This window comes from Dietzia cinnamea NBRC 102147 (assembly GCF_001571065.1).
Classification (GTDB): Bacteria; Actinomycetota; Actinomycetes; order Mycobacteriales; family Mycobacteriaceae; genus Dietzia; species Dietzia cinnamea.
Genome location: NZ_BCSW01000020.1, coordinates 1 through 21359 on the forward strand (window position 1 = coordinate 1; position 21359 = coordinate 21359).

Here is a 21359-nt window from a genome sequence, read left to right on the forward strand (position 1 = left end):
TCCGCCGGCGGTGGGGTCTGTGTGGTTGAAGGGGCGGACGTGGTCGATGTCGCAGGCGTCGGCGGGGACGGAGCAGCCGGGGTGGCGGCAGGTGCCGTCGCGTAGGCGGATGCGGTGGGCCAGTCGGTCGCTGATGCGGTAGCGGTGGGCGTGGTGGGGGTTGTCTGTGGCGCCGGGCGCGGTGTCGGGCACGGTGATGGTCGCGCCGGTGCTGCGGGTGAGTAGTTCGATGAGGGCGTCGATGGTGGCCGGGCCGCCTCGGGGGAGGTAGACCTCGGGTTCGCCGTCGGGGCCGGGGGGTGCGAGCACGGTGATGGTGGGGCGGATCTGGGTGGCCGGCGGGCGGTGACCGGCGCCCGCGGCAGTGCCTGCGCCCGCGCTCGTACCCGCGCCCCTGCGTGCGTCTATGTCGGTGTCGGTGTCGGGGTGGCCGAGGAGGGCGGCGACGAGGGCGTCGGCGCGTAGTTCGTCCATGCTGCGGATGGTGTCGGTGTCGAGGGTGTGGGCGCCGTGGCGGCGGGTGGTCTCGACGCGGGTGCGGGTGTCGCGGTGGCGTTGGTCGGTGGCCCTGGTCTGCAGCAGGGTGTGGATGGCGAAGGCTTCGGTGGCGGTGAGGTGGGCGGTGAGGTCGGCCATGCCGTCTGGGCCGCGGCGCAGGGTGACGCGGCGTTCGCGGACCGCGGCGGTGCGGCGCAGGCGTACGCCGTGGGGGTCGTGGGCGGCGATGATGCGGTCGGTGCGGGACAGGATCGCGTCGCGTCCGGGGCGCCTGCCGGCGGCGAGGGCGGCCAGGAGCCAGTCGATGACCTCGCGGTGAACGGCGTCGCGGTGCAGTGAGTCCACGGTGCGCATGTGGCGTGCGAGCAGGGTGGCGGTGGCTTCGTCGAGGTGGCCGGTGTCCATGGCCTCGACGAGACCGGGGAACTTGGTGACCAGGGTGATGGCCAGGGTGAGCAGGCTGCGGGCGCGGTTGTGGTGCACGCCGTAGGCGGCGACGATCTCACTTGTGGCGATGGTCAGCGGGTCGATGACGGCGTGTTCGGGGCGTTGGTCCAGGCCGGGGCCGTAGCCGGCGGCGATGTCGCGCAGTTCCTGTTCCTCGCGGCAGGTGGCCCACAGGTCGTGGCAGGCGCGCAGTCGGGCAGCGGCCGCGCGATTCTCGGCGTGCAGTGCCGCCAGGGCTGCGGAGCTGGCGGCGGTGACGGCGGGACTGCCGGCCACCGCTCCGGCATCATCCCCGGTAGTCGTCTCCCGCATGTGCACCCCCTCGGGCGGGCGAGTGCCGCACCCCGTATCGCTCGTGTGTTCGATTGAGGGAACACTAGCAAGGGGGTCCGACATGAGGCTCTCAACTGGGAAGACCGGCGACCGGCGCTGGTCGGTGGGAGGGTGAGACCGTGTTGGACACGGGTGCCGTCGTCTCGGTGAGTTGGTGGGCGATCATCCCGCTCATCGTCGTCGGCTCGGTGCTCCACTTCGTCTACGACTGGAGCGGGCACAACCGGGTCGTGGCCGTGTTCGCCGCGGTCAACGAGAGTTACTGGGAGCACATCAAGATCGCCGCCTGGCCGACCATGGTGTTGTACGCGGCCCTCTTCGTGCTCGGCGGCGCCTCGCAGCCGTCTTTCGTGCCCGCGGCCACTGTCGCCCTCTATTCGATCCCGGTGACGATGATCGGGGTGGTCTTCGTCTACAAGGCCGTCGCAGGTCGCAATGTGCTGTGGGTGGACATCGCCGTGTTCGGCCTGTGCATTGCGCTCGCCCAGGTGATCTTCGTGTGCCTGCTCAGCGGACTGGAGGCGGACGTCCTCGTCGTCGTCCTCTCGGTTTTCTACCTGGTGGGCATCGTCGCCGCCTACGTGGTGTTCACCCTGAGGCCCCCCGCCGAACCCGACGTCTTTATCGATCCCATCACATACAGATACGGGGTCGAGGGGTACGCCGACTACGAGGCCGCACCCGGGGACTGACGGGCAGAGGGAGTCCGTCGGACGACTCGGGCCCCGTCCGCGGGGGGCGGACGGGGCCCGACGGAGCCAGGGGGGTCGTGGGACCTACAGGCCCATGTCCTTGGCGATGATGGACTTCATGACCTCGTTGGTGCCACCGTAGATGCGGTTGACGCGGTTGTCCGAGTACAGGCGGGCGATCGGATACTCGTTCATGAAGCCGTAGCCGCCGTGCAGCTGGAGGCAACGGTCGATGACCTCGGCGGCGACCTCGGTGCAGAACAGCTTGGCCGAGGCCGCCTCGGCGGCGGTGAGCTCGCCCTCGTCCAGCGCCTCGAGGGCGCGGTCCGCGACGGCCTGCGCGGCGTCGACCTTGGCCTGGCACGCGGCCAGCTCGAACTTGGTGTTCTGGAACGAGGCCACCTCCTTGCCGAAGACCGTGCGCTGCTGCGTGTACTCCTTGGCGAACCGCACGGCGGCCGCGGCCTGGGCGTACGCACCGTAGGCGATGCCCCAGCGCTCGGACGGCAGGTTCTGCCCGAGGTAGTAGAAGCCGCGGTTCTCTTCGCCGAGCAGGTCCTCGACCGGGACCTTGACGTCGGTGAAGGACAGCTCGGCTGTGTCGGAGGTCTTGAGTCCGACCTTGTCGAGCTTGCGGCCCACCGCGTAGCCCTCGAGCTTGGTGTCGACGGCGAGCAGCGAGATGCCGAAGCGGCGGTCGTCCTCACGCGGGGGAGCGGTACGGCAGGCCACGATCACGCGGTCGGCGTGGACGCCGCCGGTGATGAACGTCTTGGCACCGTTGAGAACGTAGTGGGTGCCGTCCTCCGAGAGCTTGGCGGTGCTCTTCATGCCGGCCAGGTCCGACCCGGTGCCGGGCTCGGTCATGGCCAGCGCCCACATCTCCTCGCCCGAGACGAACTTGGGCAGGTAGCGCTGCTTCTGCTCCTCGGTCGCCAGGGCCTTGATGTAGGGGAGCCCGAGCAGTACGTGGACACCCGAGCCGCCGAAGTCCACGCCGGCGCGGGCGGTCTCCTCGGACTGGATGGCCTCGAACTTGTGGGAATTGATCCCCGCGCCGCCGTACTCCTCGTCGACGTTGATGCCGAACAGGCCGAGGTCGGCGAGCTTGTAGTAGAACTCACGCGGGACGATGCCGGCCTCGAACCACTCCTGGAAGTGGGGGGTCACCTCGGACTCGATGAAGTCACGGAGGGTCTGGCGGAAGGCCTCGTGGTCTTCGTTGAACACAGTGCGGCGCAAGGGCGTGCCTTTCCGTTGGACGTTCTGCTCCGGTGGCAGGCCACCGTGGAGGGGAGCGGAGCGTCGGGTTGGTGTACTCCTACTGGTGAGTAGCCTACAAGAATTCGAACTCTCTGACCCGTCCGCCGGCCCATCCGACGCCGCGACGTCACCCCGTCGGCGGAGTGAATTCCAGGCCGTCGTCGGCGATCAGCCTGATCGGCCCGGTCACCTCACGTCCGGTGACCCGCTCGCCACGCTGGGTCACCGCCACCACGCCCTCCTCGCGGAGGTCGAACGCGACCTCCCGGGCGACGGGCATGAGGTCGCGCCAATGATCCCCACCCGCCACCCGGGCCGCATCCGACGGGCAGATCGACCCCTGGCCGCGCGAGCGCAGGAGCGTCCTGATCGTCGCGGCCAGTCGATCGCGTGTCCCCTCCCGGGTGGGTGCCCACCACGGGTCGCCGCGCTCACCGAGCGCGACCTTGGCGTCGTGCACCATCACCCGGGCGGCATCGCCTTCGGTCTTGACCAGCCGGCGACCGGTCATCAGTGCCCGGACGAGCTCCGAGCGGAGCTTATCGGGGATGGACGGATCCGTCGCGCGCCACCGCCGGCCCCCGACCACGATGTGTCGACCGTCCTCGGTGTGCTCCACGCCGGCGCCGGTGCTGTCGTCTCGATCGGTCACACCCAGATCCTGCACCGCCTCCCCCTCCTTCCCCACCGATCGGCGATCGAGGGTGTCGCACACCGCGCCGGTGTTAGGGTCACGGCAGGAACTGGAACGTGTTCCACCAGAGCTGGATGATGATGAGGGGCTGCCGTGACGGCGCAGGACAACACATTCGACGCGGAATTCGACGTGGTGGTCGTGGGGTCGGGGGTGGCAGCCCTCTTCGGTGCCGCGACCGCCGCCGCCCGGGGTCTGTCGACCTGCCTGATCGAGAAGACCGACCGCTTCGGGGGGACCTCCGCGTACTCCGGCGGCGCCGTGTGGCTCCCTGGAAACTCCGTCCTCGCCCGGGACGGGGTCGAGGACTCCGTCGAGCGGGGGCGCACCTACTTCCGCGCCGTGGTGGGGGACCGCACCGCCGCCGACGTCCAGGACGCGTTCCTCAACACCGGGCCGCAGGTCGTCGAGTTCCTGCAGGACGAGCTGGGCATCCCGACCCGCTTCCAGGCCTTCCCCGACTACTTCGACGCCCCGGGGCGCCAGGAACTCGGCCGGAGCATCTACCCCAAGCCCATCAAGGGCGAGGAGGTCGGCGACCGGGCGACCGACATCCGTCCGCCGGTTCCGGCTGACCAGTTCGGCGCGGACGAGGACACCACGAAGCTCGAGGGCGGCAGGGCCTGGGTGGCGCGACTCGTACTCGCACTCGACGCGATGGGCACCGCGGAGACCCGACTGAACACCGCCGCCGAGGAACTGGTCCGTGACGACGACGGACGTGTCGTCGGGGTGGTCGTGAACGGTGCCTCCGGCCGGCAGGTGCTGGGCGCACGCCGTGGGGTACTGGTCGCCGCCGGCGGTTTCGAACGGTCGGCGGACCTCCGCCGCCGCTGGCAGGACATGCCCACCGCCGACTGGTCCTCGTCGCACCCCGCCACGGGCTCGGGAGACGCCGTCCGCATGTTCGAGCAGGTCGGCGCGGAGCTGGACCTGCTCGACCAGTCCTGGTGGTGCCCCGCCACGCTGTTCCCCAACGGGCACGCCGCTTTCACCCTGGGCTTCCGCTCCGGGATCATCGTCGACGGCACCGGCCGGCGATTCGCCAACGAACTGCTGCCGTACGACCAGATGGGGCGCAAGATGCACGCCCGCATGGCCGACGGGGCCGGTGACGACTTCTGGCTGGTGTTCGACGACGCCGAGGCCGGCGGCTACCCGGCCATCTGTATCCCCGCACCCGAGCCCGACGCGTTGCGCGGTGCCGGCCTGTGGCACACCGCGGGATCCGTCGAGGAACTGGCCGAGGCCACCGGACTCGATCCCGCCGCGTTGCGCGAGAGCGTGGACCGGTTCAACGGCTTCGCCGAGCGGGGCCGCGACGCCGACTTCGCCCGCGGGGAGGACCCGTACGGTCGCTTTTTCCTGGGTGCCTCCACGGCCGAGCAGTGCCTGCGTCCCGTGGGCGGGGACCGACTCCACGCCGTCCGCCTGGTCCTCGGTGACCTCGGCACCAAGGGCGGTGCGGTGATCGACGCGAACGGCGCCGCGCTCGACGCGGACGGACGTCCCATCCCGGGTCTCTACGCCGCCGGCAACTCGTCCGCGTCGGTGTCCGGGGAGGCCTACCCCGGGCCGGGCGTCCCGCTCGGCTCCGGGATGACGATGGCGTTCCGCGCCGTGGCCGACATGGCCGGGGAGCCGCTGCAGATCGCGCCCTGAATCGGGACGCGGGGGCGAGTCGCGCGGGCGGGCCGCGGGGGCCGGCCGGCCCCCGCGGGGCTGCTCTCCGCGGCCGCCGAGCCGGGTCCGGCCAGCGTCAGCGGCCGGCCCAGCGGAGGAAGTCAGCGACCGGGATGACCGGCGTACCCCACCGCTGGGCGGCCCGTGACTTGGTCGACTGGCTGCCCGGTTCGGCGATCACCAGCGCGTCGCAGCGGGACTTGGTCACCGCGGACACCAGTTCGAGGCCGCGTCGGCGAGCCATGCCCTCCATCTCGTTCCGAGCCACCACCGTACCGTCCCGGTCGAGGGCACTGCCGCTGAAGCACACGCGCGCCCCGGGGCGCAGCACCTCGGCCACGTCGACCGCCGGCGCGGCCTCCAGCCCGCGCGTGAGATCCGAGCCCACCACCTCGGAGGCCAGCCGAAGCCTGTCGAGCAGTGCAGCGGTCATCGGCACCCGCTGCGCGGCGCGACGGATCTGGTCGGCCACGAGCCCGCGCGCCCCGACCACGAGGTCGCGGTCGCCGGTGTTGACCACCTCGTCGTCGTCGCCAGCACCCGGGTGGCCACCGCGGTGCGGTGGGTCGAGTAGTGCCGCCGACACCTCCGCGCTGATGCGCAGCATCGCCGACAACTGGGGGAGTGACGCCGGGGAAGGTGGGTGGACGTCGCCGTCGCGGGTGAGAAGGTACCCGCCCCGCGCCGGCTCCGCCGGACCCACCGCGCCCGGGCCGGCCTCGTCGCCGTGCGGGTCGACCCGCTGCGACCCGGCGCCGACCACATCGAACACCCCGGCGCCGGCCTCGTCGAGCCACAGCCGGTCCCGGACTTCGAGAGCGACCCGCGCACGGCGGATCGCCGAGCCGGCCCGATGACGCGCACGCTCGCCGGGGATGAGCGCGCCGGAGGGGATATCCACCCCGAGCGGCATCGCCACCGGGCTGCCCAGACGCTCGAGCTCCGAGTCGAGACACTCCAACGTGGCGTCCAGGTTCACGCCTATCGGCGTGTAGCCGTCCACGAGCGGTGCGATCAACGCCCACGCCTCGGGCAAGGTCGGCGCGAGCAGCACGTCGGAGGCGGAGATCCCGTAGTCCGCCCGCGCCTGGCCCAGATCGCGCTGCGGATTGACCAGCGTGGTCACCGCGCTACCGTCCGGGAACACCACCGCGAGCTCCACCGGCCGCGGACGGGAACGGGCGCTGTCGCCCCCGACGGTGAGCGCCGCGACAGCACAATAGCGGTGGCCGTGGACATCTCCCTCGGGGTCGCGGAGGAACCGGAGGATCCGGCGGTCGGTTCTGAGGTCCCCCGGCCTGACCGGCCGGGTGAGGACGAGACCGTCCAGGGACCGCGACCGGCTCAACGCGACGTACAACTGGCCGGGCGCGAAGGTGCCGCCGCCGAGATCCACGATGAGCCTGTCCAGCGTCTGACCCTGGCTCTTGTGGATGGTGATGGCCCAGGCGAGGGTGAACGGCAGCTGCCTGAAGGAGCCGATGACCTCGTGGCGGACCGCGCCGTTGGAGCCGTCGGGTCGGGTGACGTCCCAGGTGTGTGGGACGACCTCGGCCACCTCCCCATCGGAGAATCCGACGACGACGACGGGTCCGTCCTCGCCCCGCCCCTCCCGTCTCCCCGGCGACGCGTCGAGCACACTTCCGATAGAGCCGTTGACCCAGCGGTCCGCCGGGTCGTTGGTGAGCATCATGACCTGGGCACCGACCTTGTACACGAGCTTCGCCTCGTTCGGGGGCTCGAACCCGGTGAGGTCGCCGGTGACGGCCGCCTCCGTCGTCAGCTCCGCCCCGAGAAGACGGTCGAGACGTCGGCGATTGTGGGCGGCGGCCATCCGGTTGGTGGTCGTCAGTGTCAGCCACGGCGCGTCGTCCGGAGGCGTGAAGGCCGGGTCGGTCCGTGAGTTGAGCCGCTCCAGCGCGGTGCCGACGAGCGTGCCCTCGCGGATCGAGTTGAGGATGGCGGTCAGTTCCGGGTCGCCGGACTGTCGGAAGACGCGGGTGAGATCGACGGTGGGGAAGCGGCCGCGGTCGAAGCGCTCGGCGGAGAAGAAGTAGGGGGTCGTGTACGCCGCGTCGAAGTCGGGTCGCTCGGCGTCGGTGACGACCGGTGGGAGTTGGAAGAGATCGCCCACCAGGACGAGCTGGACGCCGCCGAACGGCCTCGTGGGGTCCGGACCGAATCGCTCGAGGGCGATCGCCATCATGTCGAACAGGTCGGCGCGGATCATCGACGCCTCGTCCACGATCAGTGTGCGGACGCCGGCGAGGGCCCCGGCGAAGCGCCCCGGGCGGTACGAGGAACCGCGGACGTGGTCGACGGTGGACCCGGGGTGGAAGCCGAACAGTCGGTGGATCGTGTAGCCGCCCACGTTGAGTGCGGCGATGCCGGTCGGGGCGGCGACCAGGGTGGGGCGGCGCGTCTCCGACAGGAAGCGACGGATGAGGGTCGACTTACCGGTGCCCGCCTTGCCCGTGAGGAAGAGGTCGTGCCCCCCGTGGAGGAGTTCGAGGGCGTGGTCGAACTCATCGGTGAGCACGATCGCACCGTCCGCTCCGGACGAGTGTGACTGCTCGATCATTCCTGTCCCGCGGGTCGAGGGTGTGGTGGACGACGACCGCGGGCCGGACCTCCTCGGAGAAGGAGATCCGGCCCGCGGTCGGGTGCAGTCGGGGATCAGTGCTCGTCGTCGCGACGAGTACGGTTCTCCTCCTGCAGCGTCGTGAGCATCGAGTGCTCACGGTGGTGCTTGTCGTGCTCGGCCTCGTCGAGCAGACGCGCCTCCTCGACGGGGTCGGGGGTGAGCGCACCGCGCGGGGGCCGACCCGCGACGCCGAGCTGGTTCATCTTGGTGGGCACCTTGGCGCCGGCGTACTCGAGCGGGACGGCGTGGCCGTGCTCGTCGATCTCGCCGAGGGGCTGGTGGACCTCGATGAACTCGCCCTGCGGCATCCGCATGATGATGCCGGTCTCGATGCCGTGTTCCAGCACCTCGCGGTCCGAGCGCTGGAGGCCCAGGCACAGACGGTAGGTGAAGAAGTACACCAGCGGCGGGAGCAGGATGAGCCCGATACGTCCGGCCCACGTCGTCGCGTTGAGCGAGATGGCGAAGTGGTACGCGATGAGGTCATTGGAACCCATCAGGACCAGGATCACGTAGAAGGTGATCGCCATCATGCCGGAGGCGGTACGAACCGGCACGTCACGCGGGCGCTGGAGCAGGTTGTGGTGCGCCTTGTCGCCCGTGATCTTGGCCTCGATCTGCGGGTACAGGAACATCAGCACGACCATGGCGCCGAGCATGACGGCCACCCACGTGGTCGCCGGGATCGTGTACGGGCCGAGGTAGAGCTCCCAGGCCGGCATCACACGGGCGCCGCCCTCGGTCCACAGCATGTACCAGTCGGGTTGCGAACCGGCGGAGATGTGCGACGGGTTGTATGGCCCGAGATTCCATATCGCGTTGATCGTGAACAAGCCCGAGAAGAGCATGAGCATGCCGACGGTGATGGCACCGAACGCGATCGACTTGACGGCGAAGACCGGGAGGATCCGGACGCCGACGACGTTCTTCTCCGTGCGGCCGGGCCCGGGGAACTGCGTGTGCTTCTGGTACCACACCAGCGCGAGGTGAGCGGCGATCAGCGCGAGGATGATGGCCGGGATGATCAGCACGTGCAGGACGTAGAAGCGGGGGATCATGATCTCGCCGGGGAAGTCCCCGCCGAAGATCATCCAGTGCATCCAGGTTCCGATCACGGGCAGACCCACGATGATCGCGGAGGTGATGCGGAGGCCGGTGCCCGAGAGCACGTCGTCCGGCAGACCGTAGCCGAGGAAGCCCTCGACGATGCCCAGGAGCAGCAGCACGCAACCGATGGTCCAGTTGGCCTCACGCGGGCGGCGGAACGCGCCGGTGAAGAAGATGCGGATCATGTGGACGACCATCGAGGCCACGAACAGCAGGGCCGCCCAGTGGTGGATCTGTCGCACGAAGAGTCCGCCACGGACCTCGAACGAGATGTCCAGCGCGGTCTCGTAGGCACGAGACATCTCGATGCCGTTGAGCGGAGCGTACGCACCCTGGTAGATCACCTTCGACATGGAGGGGTCGAAGAACAGGGTGAGGTAGACACCCGAGATCAGCAGGATGATGAAGCTGTACAGGGCGATCTCGCCCAGCAGGAAGGACCAGTGGGTCGGGAAGACCTTGTTGATCTGCCGGCGCAGACCCTTGGCCATGGTGTACCGCGCGTCGAGGCCGTCGCCCAGGGACGCGAGTCTTGTGTTAGTGCTCATGAACGACGCTCCCAGAAGGCGGGTCCGACCGGCTCGACGAAGTCACCGTTGGCGACGAGGTAACCCTCGCTGTCCACGGCGATGGGCAGCTGCGGAAGCGCGCGGGCGGCGGGGCCGAAGACCGGCTTCGCGTACTCGAGCGCGTCGAACTGCGACTGATGGCACGGGCAGAGGAATCGATGGGTCTGCTGCTCGTACAGCGAGGTGGGGCAGCCGAGGTGGGTGCAGATCTTCGAGTAGGCGTACAGGTCGCCGTAGTTGAAGTTCTCCTGGCCCTTGCGCTTGACGACGCGGGCCGCGTCCTCGGGGCGGAAACGGATCAGCATGACCGAGTTACGCGAACCGTGGATCGAGTGCATGTGCTCCTCGAAGTTGCCCAGGGCGCTCGCGGGCAGCGGGAAGACGGACTCGAGGCCACCGGCGGCGAGGTCGTCGACGCGGATGCGCTCGAGGCGGCCCTCACCGGCGGGGGGATGCCCGTCGGGGTAGACCTTGCCGGTGTCGCGGCCGAGGTACACCTTCTCCGGCGGCAGGCCGTCGGGGCGGTTCTCGGAGGCGAGGGTCCAGCCGGTGGTGTGGAGGGTGCCGTCACCGGAGAGGGTCATCTCTCCGCGCTTCCACGGGTTCTTGATCATGCCGCCGAGGGGCAGGATCGCGGACAGGCCGATGAGACCGACGCTCGCGCCGAGGAAGCCGCCCATGACCTTGCGGCGGCCGAGGGTGGAGGTCTTCCACGAGTCGTTGAGCTCGGCGACGATCGTGCGGCGGTCGACCTCGTCGGACGGGCCGTCGTGGCGCGTCTGGACCGAGATCTCCTCGGGGACGAACTTCTTGGTGAACTGCACGGCGCCGAAGCCCAGGAACAGGATCGACAGGCCGATCGTGCCGCCGAGCAGCGGCGTGTACGCCATGTACAGCCAGTAGCCGTCCTCACCCTCACCGCGGTACTCCCACGGCCAGAAGATGTAGACGACGGCGAAGGCGAGGGCGAACAGTGCCGACAGCGCGAACCAGGTGGTGACGGTGCGCGCGGCGCGCTTCTCGGCGCGGGTGGTCACGCCCTCGGGCCAGCGGCTCTCGCGGTGCCGGATCTCGACTCCGTCGAGCCGGGTGCCCAGCTCGACGAGCTCGGCCTCGCTCATGCGGTCCAGGTCCGCCGGTGACGGGTTCTTCGGGGTCTCACTCATGAACGGGATCCGATCCACAGGGTCGCACCGATGAGGGCGACGATGCCGACAAGCCAGATAGCCACGCCCTCGGTCACCGGGCCGAGACCGCCGAGGCCGTAGCCACCGGGCGAGACCTTGTTATCCGTGGCCTTGATGTAGGCGATGATGTCCTTCTTCTCGTCAGGCGTGAGCTGCCGGTCCGAGAACTTGGGCATGTTCTGCGGGCCGGTGAGCATGGCCTGGTAGATCTCCTGCTCGTTGGCAGGGTCCAGAACCGGCGCGTACTTACCGCCGGAGAGTGCTCCGCCGCGGCCGGTGAAGTTGTGACAGGACGCGCAGTTGAGCCGGAACAGCTCGGAACCGCGGGCGATCTCCTCGGCGGTGCTCTGCCCGGAAGCGCCCCGCAGCGACTCCTGCGCGATCGTGCCGTCGGGATCGGTGACGATCTCGGGACCGCCGCCGAAGAGGTGGACGTACGCCGCGAGAGCCATGATCTGCTGCTCGCTGTAGCGGGGCTTCTTCCGCTCGGCCTGCGCCTCGTTGTCCGCGGCCGGCATGCGACCGGAGTGCACCTGGAAGTAGACCGAACCCGCGCCGACGCCTACGAGCGAGGGGCCGCGGTCCTCGACACCCTGCAGATTCTGCCCGTGGCAGGTGATGCAGGCGACGTCGTAGATCGACTTGCCCTCGGCGATGAGTGCGGCCTGGTCCTGCTGGGCCGTCGCCACCTGCGGCTCCGGGACGACGGCGGTGGCGATGGCTCCCGCTCCGAGGAGGCCGGCAGCGATGACGAGCGCGCCGGTCGCCTTACGGCGCCGCTTGGTGGAGACCGACCGCGTCGGGGTCGTCGCCGGGTCGGGCGACGGCGTATCCGCAGCGGCTGGGTGAGGTGAGTTCATTGTGAGTTCCCTTTGGTGTTGGGACCTGCTGGACACAGCGTCCTGCGGCCAGCTGACTACTGAATGAAGTAGATGGTGACGAAGAGGCCGATCCAGACCACGTCGACGAAGTGCCAGTAGTAGGACACCACGATGGCGGCGGTGGCCTGCGCCGGGGTGAACCGCGACATCGTCGTACGCATCACGAGAACGACGAAGGCGATGACGCCCGCGGCGACGTGGAGCCCGTGGAAGCCGGTGGTGATGAAGAAGACGGACCCGTAGACGCTGGAGGAGATGGTGGTCCCCTCGAGGTACAGCATCACGTACTCGTACGCCTGGCCGATGAGGAAGACGGTGCCCATGACTGCGGAGATGACGTACCACCGCCGCAGTCCGAAGACATCGCCCTGCTCCGCGGCGAACACGCCCAGCTGGCAGGTGAACGACGATGCCACGAGGATCACCGTGATCGTCAGGGCGAACGGCACGTTCAGATGCGTCGGGTAGGAGGGCCAGTCACCTCCCGAGTTCGCCTTGGAGACGAAGTACATCGCGAACAGGCCCGCGAAGAACATCAGCTCCTGGGACAGCCAGATGATGGTGCCCACACTGACCATGTTCGGCCGATTCAGCGAATGAACACGCTGGGCCATGGCCGATCCTGAGTTATCTACTGCGCTCGTCACGTGGCCAAGTATGACCCCTGAGGTGGGGCGAGTCTGCATGGACCCCCGAAATCGGCGTGTCCGCTCAGCGTTTCCGCAGGTCGCCTCAGATACGTCACGGTCAGGGGTCGGAAATCGCCCCCCTTGCAGGGGCTATCAGGGGGCTCTCAGGCTGGTCTCCCCGGGCGGTCGCGGCCGCCGTGGCAGGGGACGGCGCGGGCGGCGACGCTACCGGGGTGGCACGATTGATCCCGTGTGGCCGGCCCCTTCGAGTGCCGGTTCCTTTCTATGAGACCAGAGGAGGTCGGGACACGTGGGCAGTTCGGCGGCGATCGACGGGGGCCGGTCCTGGCCCGGAGTACTCGGCACCCTCACGGCGGAGGTGGACCTCGATCCGGCGGACGCGCGGTGGGCGATGTCGCGGATCATGGAGGGCGTCGCGACCGATGCGCAGATCGCCGCGTTCGGAGTGGCCCTGAAGATGAAGGGTGTCACCGGACCCGAGCTCGAGGCGCTCGCCTCGACGATGCTCGACTACTCCCGCCGCGTGCCCACGGACCGCGCCTGCGTGGACATCGTCGGCACCGGCGGCGACCGGCAGGGCACCGTGAACATCTCGACGATGTCGTCATTGGTGGTCAGCGCGTGCGGTGTGCCCGTCGTCAAGCACGGCAACCGGGCGGCGTCCTCCAAGAGCGGAGGGGCGGACGTCCTCGAGGCGCTCGGCGTGGCGATCGATCTGGGGCCCGAGGACGTGGGGCGTTGTCTCGACGAGGTGGGGGTGGCCTTCTGCTTTGCCCCCGTGTTCCACCCCGCTCTGCGCTTCGCCGCGACGCCGCGGCGGGAGATCGGCATCCCGACCGTCTTCAACATCCTGGGGCCGTTGACGAACCCGGCCGCTCCGACGGCGAACCTCATCGGCTGCGCCTTCGAGAATCTCCTCTCGGTGATGGCGGAGGTGTTCGCGCTGCGCGGCCGATCGGCTCTGGTCGTCCGCGGTACGGACGGGCTGGACGAGATCACGATGACGGGTCCGACCCGGGTCCTGCGGGTGTCCGACGGTCAGGTCGACGAGGACCGGATCGAGCCCGCCGACTTCGGGATGAGCACGTGCTCGATCGAGGATCTCCGTGGCGGCGACGGGGTGCACAACGCCGGGGTCGCCCGGGATCTCCTGGCGGGGAAGACCGGGCCGGTGCGTGACGCGGTCCTGCTCAACTCCGCGGCGGCCCTGGTGGCGTTCGACGGGCTCGACAGAGATGCGGACCTGGTGACCGCGATGCGTGCGGCCGTGGACCGGGCGGCGACGGCGATCGACGACGGCGAGGCGGCGCGTCTGCTCGAGAAGTGGGTCGGTTTCAGCGCGAACCGGTGAGTCAGGCGTGGCGGTGATCGGCGGCCGCGCGTTCGGCCCGGTCAGCCCAGTCCGTCAGGGTGTGCGCACCCTGGACGGGGAGCGTCCAGCAGCCGTCGACCGAGACGATGCGGGTCTGCGTGGAGTCGATCCACCGGTGGACGTTCCGGATCTGAGCCTGGGTCGCCCCGGCGAACGGCCCGGGCGCGGGCCGCACGGTGGTCGCGGCGGCCCGTAGGCCGTCGATGACCGGCATCGGCGCGGCTCCGGGTGGGACCGTGCCGGATCCGGCGAGCCGGCCGTGGCGGACGATCGCCACCGCCCAGGCCCGTCGGGGCGCCGGTTGGACGAGCACGATCTCCGCGAGCGCGGCGGTGGCGGCCAGCTCCTGCCGGCGGGCGAGTACCCGGATGAGGGCGGCGGGCCTGTCACGCAGTCTCGCCCCGCGCTCGAAGGCGCCGTCGGCGGCGAGTCGGTCGATCTGCTCGACGAGCGCGTGCAGCGGGGCCTGGTCCCGCCCGTCGGCGAGCGCCGCCCAGCGCTCGGGCGTGGGCCGACCGCCGAACGCCTCGAGGAGGTCCTCCCACGCGGCGCGTGCGTCCTCGGTGCGACGGAACGGCCCGATCGCCGTGGGGTCGTCCGGGATCCGGACGATCGTCGGACGGCTGGCGCGGCCGGTGGGAGGGGAGAGCCACCAGCCTCGGCGAGGGCTGCGGGACCGTCTGTTGAACGGGGGCTGCAGTGAGTCGATGAGTTGTTCCTCGACGGTCCACGCCTCGAGGAGGTGGGCGCACGGCACCGACTCCACCGAGGCGGCCAGGCCGACCATGGTGCGCATCCGCCCGCGGGTGTCCCCGCCGGAGTAATAGGAGCGCGCGCGACGACGCACCGAGCCGGATGACCCGACGTACAGCGGCCCGCCGGCCTCGTCGCGGAAGACGTAGACCCCGGGGCCGTCGGTGAGCGCCTCGGTGAGGGTCGCGCGACGTCGGATCTCGGGAGCCAGGCGGCCGTCGTACGCCAGCAGTTCGGAGAGGGTGGACACCCCGCAGTCACCCACCCGCGAGATGAGGGCGTGCAGCACGTCCACCGTGGCGCGCGCGTCCTGTAGGGCGCGGTGATTGGGCTCGACCGTGGCGCCCAGGTGTGCGGCCAGGACCCCGAGCCGGTGGCCACGCGTCTCGCCGCGGTGCAGCACCCGCCGGGCGAGTGCGAGGGTGCACACGGACGGGGGATCCGGCCACCGGTGGCCCGTCGCGGCTGCGGCGGCGCGGAGGAAGCCGAGGTCGAATCTGGCGTTGTGTGCCACCAGGACAGCGCCGCGCGAGAACTCGAGGAACGTCGCCATCACCTCGCCGAGGGACGGTGCGCCGACGAGGTCCTCCGGGGCGATCCCCGTCAGCCTGCTGATGTGCCCCGGCAGTACGCCGTCGATCGAGACGAAGGTGGACAGCTCCGCCTGCACCTCGCCTCCCCGGATCCGGACGGCGCCGATCTCGGTGATCTCGTCGCCGCCCGGCTTGGTGCCGGTGGTCTCGAGGTCGACGACGACGAAGGTCACCTCGGACAGCAGCGGCTCGAGCTCGTCGAACGCGCCCTGCGCGCCGACGGGTGCCGGTGAGGTGGAGGGGGGCATGGCGGAGACGGTAGCGGCGGGGTCGGACATCGCCGTCCGGGGGCGGCGTCCGGGTCACGGTCCGGGGGAGTGTGTCGTACCCGGTTCCTAGGGTGCCTCCCGGGCCGACCGCCGCGGCCGGATCGCGGCGCGATAACGAACGGGCAACACGCCCAGGACGGAATGTGAGGTAGATCATGGTGTCAATGGATTGCGCTCGCTGCCCGGCGGTGGCGGGCGACTGTGAAGGCTGCATCGTCTCCCTGCTGCTCGGCGAGAAGGACCAGGTAGACGAGCTTTCTCCGGAGTCCTGCGGGTACGTGCTGGACCCGGAGGTGCGGACGGCGATCGACGTCCTCCGAGCCGCGGGCATGGTGACGTCCATCGACATCCTGGCCGCGGAAACCGCCGCGTGAGCGGGGAACTGGACTTCGGCGAGATGGTTTCGTAACCTTTTCGAGACCTCGGAAGTCATTCCCCGCCCGCCGGTGGGGAGCCGGGGTCACGCCTAAGCGCCCGAGGGCGCGCCGGGGAACCACGTTCCACTGGGGTGAATCGCTCGACGACCGGGAGGTCGGCGAGCGTAGGACAGACTTCCGTGTCCGAACCCGTCAGCTAACCCGGTCGGTGTCGCAGGAAGAAAGAGGTAAAGTCTCTCGTGGGAGCCCACAGCATCAAGACCAGCTCGACCGGCCGCCGCGTGGCCGCCGCCGGACTGCTCGCCGCCGGAGCCGCTGTCGCGGGCTCCGGGACCGCGTCCGCCGCGCCCGTGACCGTCGACGTCCCCGTCGAGCTGCGGCTGCCGGGTGTTCCGGCCCAGGTCACCATCGACGTCCCGGAGGGCATCGCCCTTCCGGCCGGCCTCCAGCAGGCCGCCCAGGCGGCCCCGGCCGCTCCGGTCGAGTTCGCCACCCCGGCGCCCGAGGTCTCCACCGGCCAGCGCATTCTGGACGCGGCCACCACTCGTGTCGGCTCGCCTTACGCCTGGGGAGCGACCGGCCCCAGCTCGTTCGACTGCTCCGGCCTGACCTCGTGGGCCTACAAGGAGGCGGGGATCTCGATCCCGCGCACGAGCCAGGCCCAGATCGGCGGCGGCACGCAGGTGGCCAAGTCCGACCTGCAGCCCGGTGACATCGTCGCCTTCTACAGCGGCGCGTCCCACGTCGGCATCTACGCCGGCAACGGTCAGGTCGTCCACGCCCCGTACTCCGGTACCTCCGTGAGCTACGCGCCGGTCGACTCGATGCCGTTCTACGGCGCCACCCGCTACTACTGAGCGGGTCGGGTCTCCGACTTCTACGCACCCCGCCTGTGACCGGTCGTGTACCGGACCCGGGCGGGGTGTGTCGTATGTAACATCCCCTCTCGGGTGCCGGATGCCTTCGCAGGTGTCCGGATCGGCCCCGCCCAGGCGAACCCCGGATCCGAGAGACCGACGAGAGCAGATGAAGCCCCGTGCCCGCGCGAACAGGCTCGCCGCCGCCGCGGCGGTCGTGGTGCTGCTGGCCGTCGCCGGTGTCACCGCTCAACCCACCGCCACTGCTCAGCCCACCGTTCCCGTCGCCGCCTCCACGACGACCGCGGCCCCCGCGGCTGACGCTCCCCCCACTCTGAGCGAGAGCGCGGTCCATGCGCCGGCCTCCGCCTCGCGCGGTGCTCCGGAGGGCTCCGTGTCCGCGGCGGGCGAGGACCTGGCCGAGTTGGCGCGGCTGTCCGAGGAGGCGGGGGCTCTCGGCGAGGAACTCCACCTGGCCCGCGCGGAACTCGACCGCGCCGAGCGGGAGCGCGATCGCCTCGAGCTGGCCGCCGGGGCAGCCGCCGGCCGAGCCGCGGTGGCCGACGGTGCGGCCGTGAGGGATCAGTCCCTCGTCGACCACCTCGCCGCCATGAGGTACCGAGGTGGCGACCCGGGCGCGACCCGGGCCGCGATGCTGGCCGAGAGCCCACGGGACCTCGTGCACAGATTGGACGCGCTACGCCGGCTGTCCGGCGCGACCACGAGCGCACTGGACGCCTCGCGGGCGGCTTCCGAGACGGCCGCACGCCTCCGGGATGACGCCACCAGGGCCGCGGATACGGCGCGGGCCTCCGCTCGCGCGGCGCGAGAGCACGCCGATCACCTCGACCGGCGCATGGCCGAGATGCGCGAACTCATGGACGAGGTACGTCGCCGCGTGGACTCCCTGTCGGACGGGCAGCGGGCCCTGTGGGTCGGCGGGCCGGTGATGCCCGCCGGTTACGTCGCCCCGCCCGTGGACGACACCAACTCGGCCGCGCTCCGCGTGGCACTGACCCGGCTCGGCGCTCCGTACTCGTGGGGCGCCACCGGTCCCGACGAGTTCGACTGCTCCGGGCTCATGGTGTGGTCGTACGCCCGGGAGGGCAAGACCCTGCCACGATCGAGCCAGGCGCAGGCGGTCTCCGGGGCGCCCGTGGCGATGCGGGACGCCCGTCCCGGCGATCTCGTCATCTACTACCCGGAGGCAACCCACGTGGGGATGTACGCCGGCGACGGCCTGGTGCTGCACGCCCCGACCTACGGCGTCCCCGTCAGACTGGAGAGGGTCGACGCTATGCCGATCCACTCGATCCGGCGGTACTGACCGCGCGCCAACGGCCCCGTGACGTTTCCGGGGCGCACGGGTCGTGCCGGGTCGCGCGGGGCCGGTGTAGGTGCTGTGGCAGGCTCGGAGTCGATGACCAAGACCCTGCTGATCACCAACGACTACCCGCCGCGCCCCGGCGGGATCCAGTCCTATCTCGAGACGTACCTGAGCCACCTCGACCCCGCCGAGGTCGCGGTCCTCGCGTCGACGTTCCGCGGTGCCGAGTCCGCCGAGTACGACGCGTCGAAGCCCTATCTCGTGGAGCGCGTGCCCACCGAGATGTTGCTGCCGACGCCGGACCTGGCGGCCCGGGCGCGCCGCCTCGCCTCGGATTTCGGGGCGACGACGATCTGGTTCGGGGCGGCCGCCCCGCTCGCGGCCATGGCCCCGGTCCTGCGTGAGGGTCCCGTGGAGCGGATCGTGGCGAGTACCCACGGGCACGAGGTGGGATGGTCGATGCTCCCCGGGTCGCGTCAGGTCCTGCGCGTGATCGGGGAGTCGACCGACGCGATCACCTACGTCAGTGACTACACGCGAAGGCGCGTCTCCGCGGCCTTCGGCCCCCGGGCACGGCTGGTGCGTCAACCGGGCGGTGTCGACACGGAACGGTTCCGCCCGGACCCGGTCAGGCGCCGGGCGATCCGGGACCGCTACGGGGTCGCGGACCGCGACGTGATCGTGTGCTTGTCCCGTCTCGTGCCGCGGAAAGGTCAGGATGCGCTCATCCGCGCGATGCCGGAGATCGCCCGCCGGGTGCCCGGGGCCGTCCTCGTCGTCGTCGGCGGGGGGCCGTACAGACGGACGCTCGAGGGGCTCGCACGCCGGTACGGCGTGGCGGACCGGGTCATCTTCTCCGGCCGGATCCCCGCGGACGAGATCGTCGACCACCACCGCATGGCCGACGTCTTCGCGATGCCGTGCCGCACGCGCGGCGGCGGGCTGGACGTGGAGGGACTGGGGATCGTCTACCTCGAGGCCTCGGCGTGTGGCGTACCGGTGGTGGCGGGGCGTAGCGGGGGAGCACCGGAGACGGTCCGGGATGGGCGGACCGGACTCGTGGTGGACGGGACCTCGCGGCGCGAGATCGTCGACGCGGTGGCCGGGCTGCTCGAGGACCGTCCGCGGGCGTCCTCGATGGGGCTCAGTGGCCGCCGTTGGGTCCTCGAGAACTGGCGGTGGGAGGACCTGGCGCGGGACATGCAACGCGTGCTCTCGGGGGAGTGACCCGCGAGAGCACGCGTCCGGGCCGTCGTGCCGTCCGGCTCGGCCCGACCGTCAGGCCGCGCCGTCAGGCGTAGAGGGCCTCGATCTGCTCGGCGTACTTCTGGTGCACCACGTTGCGCTTGACCTTGAGAGACGCGGTGAGCTCGCCGGTCTCCTCGGTGAACTGGTCCGGCAGGACGTGGTACTTCTTGATCGACTCCGAGTGCGACACGCTGCGGTTCGCCCGCGCCAACGCCTGATCGAGGTGCTCGATCATGTCGGCGTCCTTGAGCAGCTCGTACAGTGACCCCGACTTGTCGTGGTGGGACTTCCAGCGCTCCAGGGCCTCCGGATCGAGGGTCAGCAGGACGGAGACGAACGGCTTGCCGTCGCCCACACAGACCGCCTCCGCGACCAGGGGATCGGCGCGCAGGGCGTCCTCCAGCTGGTTGGGAGCCACGTTCTTGCCGCCGGCCGTGACGATGATCTCCTTCTTGCGGCCGGTGATCGACAGGTAGCCGTCCTCGTCCAGCGAGCCGAGGTCGCCGGTCCGGAACCAGCCGTCCGTGAAGGACTCGGCGGTCGCCTTCTCGTTCTGCCAGTAGCCGGAGGCCACCACGGGGCCGCTCACCTCGACCTCGCCGTCCTGGGCGATACGGACGGCGCACCCGGGCAGCGGCTGGCCGACGCTGCCGATGCGCATGTGGCCCGGGGTGTTCACCGTGATCGCGGCGCACGTCTCCGTCAGGCCGTAACCCTCGAAGATGTTGACCCCGATGCCGTCGAAGAAGTGGGTCAGCCGGTCACCGAGGGCCGCGCCGCCGGAGATGGCGACCTCACAGCGTCCACCGAGGGCGTTGACGAGCTTGGCGTAGACGAGCTTCGAGAAGAGGGCGTGGCGCAGCCGGAGGAGCGGACCCACGCGGCCGTCGCCCCGGTTGGCCTTGGAGTACGCCACGGCGGTGTCGGCCGCCTTGTCGAACATCCACGCCTTGACCGTGCCGCCGTCCTGGGCGGTCGCCCGGGCCTTGTTGAAGACCTTCTGGAAGACGCGGGGGACCGCCAGGATGTAGTGCGGCTTCATCTCGCCGAAGGTGTCGACGAGGTTGGTGAGGTCGGAGGAGTGCGCGATCGTCACACCGGCGTGGAAGCCGGCATAGGTGATCGCGCGGGCCAGCACGTGCGCCAACGGGAGGAACATCACCGAGGTCGCGTCGATGCGCAGGATCTGGCTGAAGGGCGTCTCGAGCACGGCGAGCGTCTCGGACATGAAGTTGTGGTGGCTGAGCATGACGCCCTTGGGGCGCCCCGTCGTGCCGGAGGTGTAGATGAGTGTCGCGGGCGAGTCGGCCCGCACCGTGGCTCGGCGCTCGTCCAGGACGGAGGCGTCGACCGAGGCGCCCTGGGCGGTGAGAGTCTCCAGAACCGGTTCGGCGCCGTCGATCACGAGGACGTCGGAGACCTCGAGCCCCTCGATGCCCTCGCGGGCCGTCGCCGCGTGGGTGTCGTTCTCGACGATGATCAGCTTCGCGCCGGAGTCCTCCATGATCCACCGGATCTGGTCAGCGCTCGAGCTGTCGTACACCGGCACCGTGACCGCCCCGACCGCCCAGATGGCGAAGTCGATCAGGTTCCACTCGTAGCGCGTGGCGCTGAGCAGGGCGACCCTGTCGCCCGCCTGGACGCCCAGGGCCACGAGGCCGCGGGCGACCGTGCGGACCTCCTCGGCGAACTCACGGTTGGTGACGTCCGTCCACCGCCCGCCGACGGGCTTGAGGAACGCCACGTTCTCCGGAGTCTGTTCCGCTCGGTCGTAGGCCGACTGAACGCAGGACCAGTCGTCGGGGACGGTGAAGGTGGCGGGTGCCGCGACGTATTCGCGCAAAGGGTCCTCCCGGTGGTGACGTTCGTCGTATGTCGGTGACCACACACTATCGCCGCCCCGGCACGGCGACCA

The 21359-nt window shown here is 70.4% G+C and carries 17 protein-coding genes and 1 riboswitch; of the genes, 7 read left to right on the top strand and 10 right to left on the bottom strand.

Annotation, left to right across the window (positions count from 1 at the left end):
• The coding region (locus DCI01S_RS08960; protein ID WP_167349554.1) for an HNH endonuclease signature motif containing protein at positions 1 to 1257 on the bottom strand (1257 nt) is incomplete at its 3' end.
• Positions 1258 to 1397: 140 nt separating this feature from the next.
• Between DCI01S_RS08960 and DCI01S_RS08965 the strand changes: the two genes are divergently transcribed.
• Positions 1398 to 1970 carry a DUF6512 family protein gene (locus tag DCI01S_RS08965; protein ID WP_198150705.1) on the top strand — a complete coding sequence of 191 codons (573 nt, stop codon included), beginning with the start codon at positions 1398 to 1400 and terminating at the stop codon, positions 1968 to 1970.
• A gap of 84 nt (positions 1971 to 2054) precedes the next feature.
• Here DCI01S_RS08965 and DCI01S_RS08970 read toward each other — a convergent pair whose 3' ends face one another.
• A complete protein-coding gene (locus DCI01S_RS08970) occupies positions 2055 to 3212 on the bottom strand; it encodes an acyl-CoA dehydrogenase family protein (protein WP_061228903.1) in 1158 nt (385 codons plus the stop codon).
• Positions 3213 to 3360: 148 nt separating this feature from the next.
• Positions 3361 to 3885, bottom strand: a complete 525-nt coding sequence (locus DCI01S_RS08975) for a DUF3253 domain-containing protein (RefSeq protein ID WP_061228936.1) — start codon at positions 3883 to 3885, stop codon at positions 3361 to 3363.
• Positions 3886 to 4020: 135 nt separating this feature from the next.
• Between DCI01S_RS08975 and DCI01S_RS08980 the strand changes: the two genes are divergently transcribed.
• Positions 4021 to 5589, top strand: coding sequence for an FAD-dependent oxidoreductase (locus tag DCI01S_RS08980; RefSeq protein ID WP_061228904.1), 1569 nt, complete (start codon positions 4021 to 4023; stop codon positions 5587 to 5589).
• A 97-nt stretch (positions 5590 to 5686) separates the two neighbouring features.
• On the opposite strand, the gene DCI01S_RS08985 is transcribed toward DCI01S_RS08980, so the two are convergent.
• From DCI01S_RS08985 to ctaE, 5 genes are all read right to left on the bottom strand, one after another.
• A complete protein-coding gene (locus tag DCI01S_RS08985; protein ID WP_174521544.1) occupies positions 5687 to 8191 on the bottom strand; it encodes an AAA family ATPase in 2505 nt (834 codons plus the stop codon).
• A 95-nt stretch (positions 8192 to 8286) separates the two neighbouring features.
• A complete protein-coding gene (gene qcrB / locus DCI01S_RS08990) occupies positions 8287 to 9909 on the bottom strand; it encodes a cytochrome bc1 complex cytochrome b subunit (RefSeq protein WP_061228905.1) in 1623 nt (540 codons plus the stop codon).
• The gene (gene qcrA, locus DCI01S_RS08995; RefSeq protein WP_061228938.1) at positions 9906 to 11096 is read right to left on the bottom strand and encodes a cytochrome bc1 complex Rieske iron-sulfur subunit; all 1191 of its coding nucleotides are present in this window, start codon (positions 11094 to 11096) and stop codon (positions 9906 to 9908) included. The genes qcrB and qcrA overlap by 4 nt, the downstream gene beginning before the upstream one ends.
• The gene (gene qcrC, locus DCI01S_RS09000; protein ID WP_061228906.1) at positions 11093 to 11977 is read right to left on the bottom strand and encodes a cytochrome bc1 complex diheme cytochrome c subunit; all 885 of its coding nucleotides are present in this window, start codon (positions 11975 to 11977) and stop codon (positions 11093 to 11095) included. Before qcrC ends, qcrA begins: the two co-directional genes overlap by 4 nt.
• 56 nt (positions 11978 to 12033) lie before the next feature.
• Positions 12034 to 12645: an aa3-type cytochrome oxidase subunit III gene (gene ctaE / locus DCI01S_RS09005; protein ID WP_007632198.1), complete on the bottom strand. Its 612-nt coding sequence runs from the start codon at positions 12643 to 12645 to the stop codon at positions 12034 to 12036.
• A 292-nt stretch (positions 12646 to 12937) separates the two neighbouring features.
• On the opposite strand from ctaE, the gene trpD reads away from it, so the two are divergent.
• Complete coding sequence (trpD, locus tag DCI01S_RS09010; RefSeq protein ID WP_061228907.1) at positions 12938 to 13999, top strand: anthranilate phosphoribosyltransferase; 1062 nt, start codon at positions 12938 to 12940, stop codon at positions 13997 to 13999.
• Position 14000: 1 nt separating this feature from the next.
• Here the strand turns inward: trpD and DCI01S_RS09015 are convergent, their stop codons facing one another.
• Positions 14001 to 15614, bottom strand: coding sequence for a DEDD exonuclease domain-containing protein (locus DCI01S_RS09015; protein WP_244881689.1), 1614 nt, complete (start codon positions 15612 to 15614; stop codon positions 14001 to 14003).
• A gap of 185 nt (positions 15615 to 15799) precedes the next feature.
• Here DCI01S_RS09015 and DCI01S_RS09020 point away from each other — a divergent pair, with 185 nt between their 5' ends.
• The 4 genes from DCI01S_RS09020 (at position 15800) to DCI01S_RS09035 (ending at position 19423) form a co-directional block, all read left to right on the top strand.
• Positions 15800 to 16009, top strand: a complete 210-nt coding sequence (locus tag DCI01S_RS09020) for a hypothetical protein (protein WP_232302962.1) — start codon at positions 15800 to 15802, stop codon at positions 16007 to 16009.
• Positions 16010 to 16088: 79 nt separating this feature from the next.
• A riboswitch (cyclic di-AMP (ydaO/yuaA leader) is annotated at positions 16089 to 16238 on the top strand.
• Positions 16239 to 16251: 13 nt separating this feature from the next.
• The gene (locus tag DCI01S_RS09025; protein ID WP_061228910.1) at positions 16252 to 16869 is read left to right on the top strand and encodes a C40 family peptidase; all 618 of its coding nucleotides are present in this window, start codon (positions 16252 to 16254) and stop codon (positions 16867 to 16869) included.
• A 169-nt stretch (positions 16870 to 17038) separates the two neighbouring features.
• The gene (locus DCI01S_RS09030) at positions 17039 to 18196 is read left to right on the top strand and encodes an NlpC/P60 family protein (RefSeq protein WP_061228911.1); all 1158 of its coding nucleotides are present in this window, start codon (positions 17039 to 17041) and stop codon (positions 18194 to 18196) included.
• 93 nt (positions 18197 to 18289) lie between these two features.
• Entirely contained in the window at positions 18290 to 19423 is a 1134-nt protein-coding gene (locus DCI01S_RS09035) for a glycosyltransferase family 4 protein (RefSeq protein ID WP_007632189.1), read from the top strand.
• 64 nt (positions 19424 to 19487) lie between these two features.
• Here the strand turns inward: DCI01S_RS09035 and DCI01S_RS09040 are convergent, their stop codons facing one another.
• Complete coding sequence (locus DCI01S_RS09040; RefSeq protein WP_007632186.1) at positions 19488 to 21287, bottom strand: AMP-dependent synthetase/ligase; 1800 nt, start codon at positions 21285 to 21287, stop codon at positions 19488 to 19490.
• Positions 21288 to 21359: the final 72 nt, after the last annotated feature.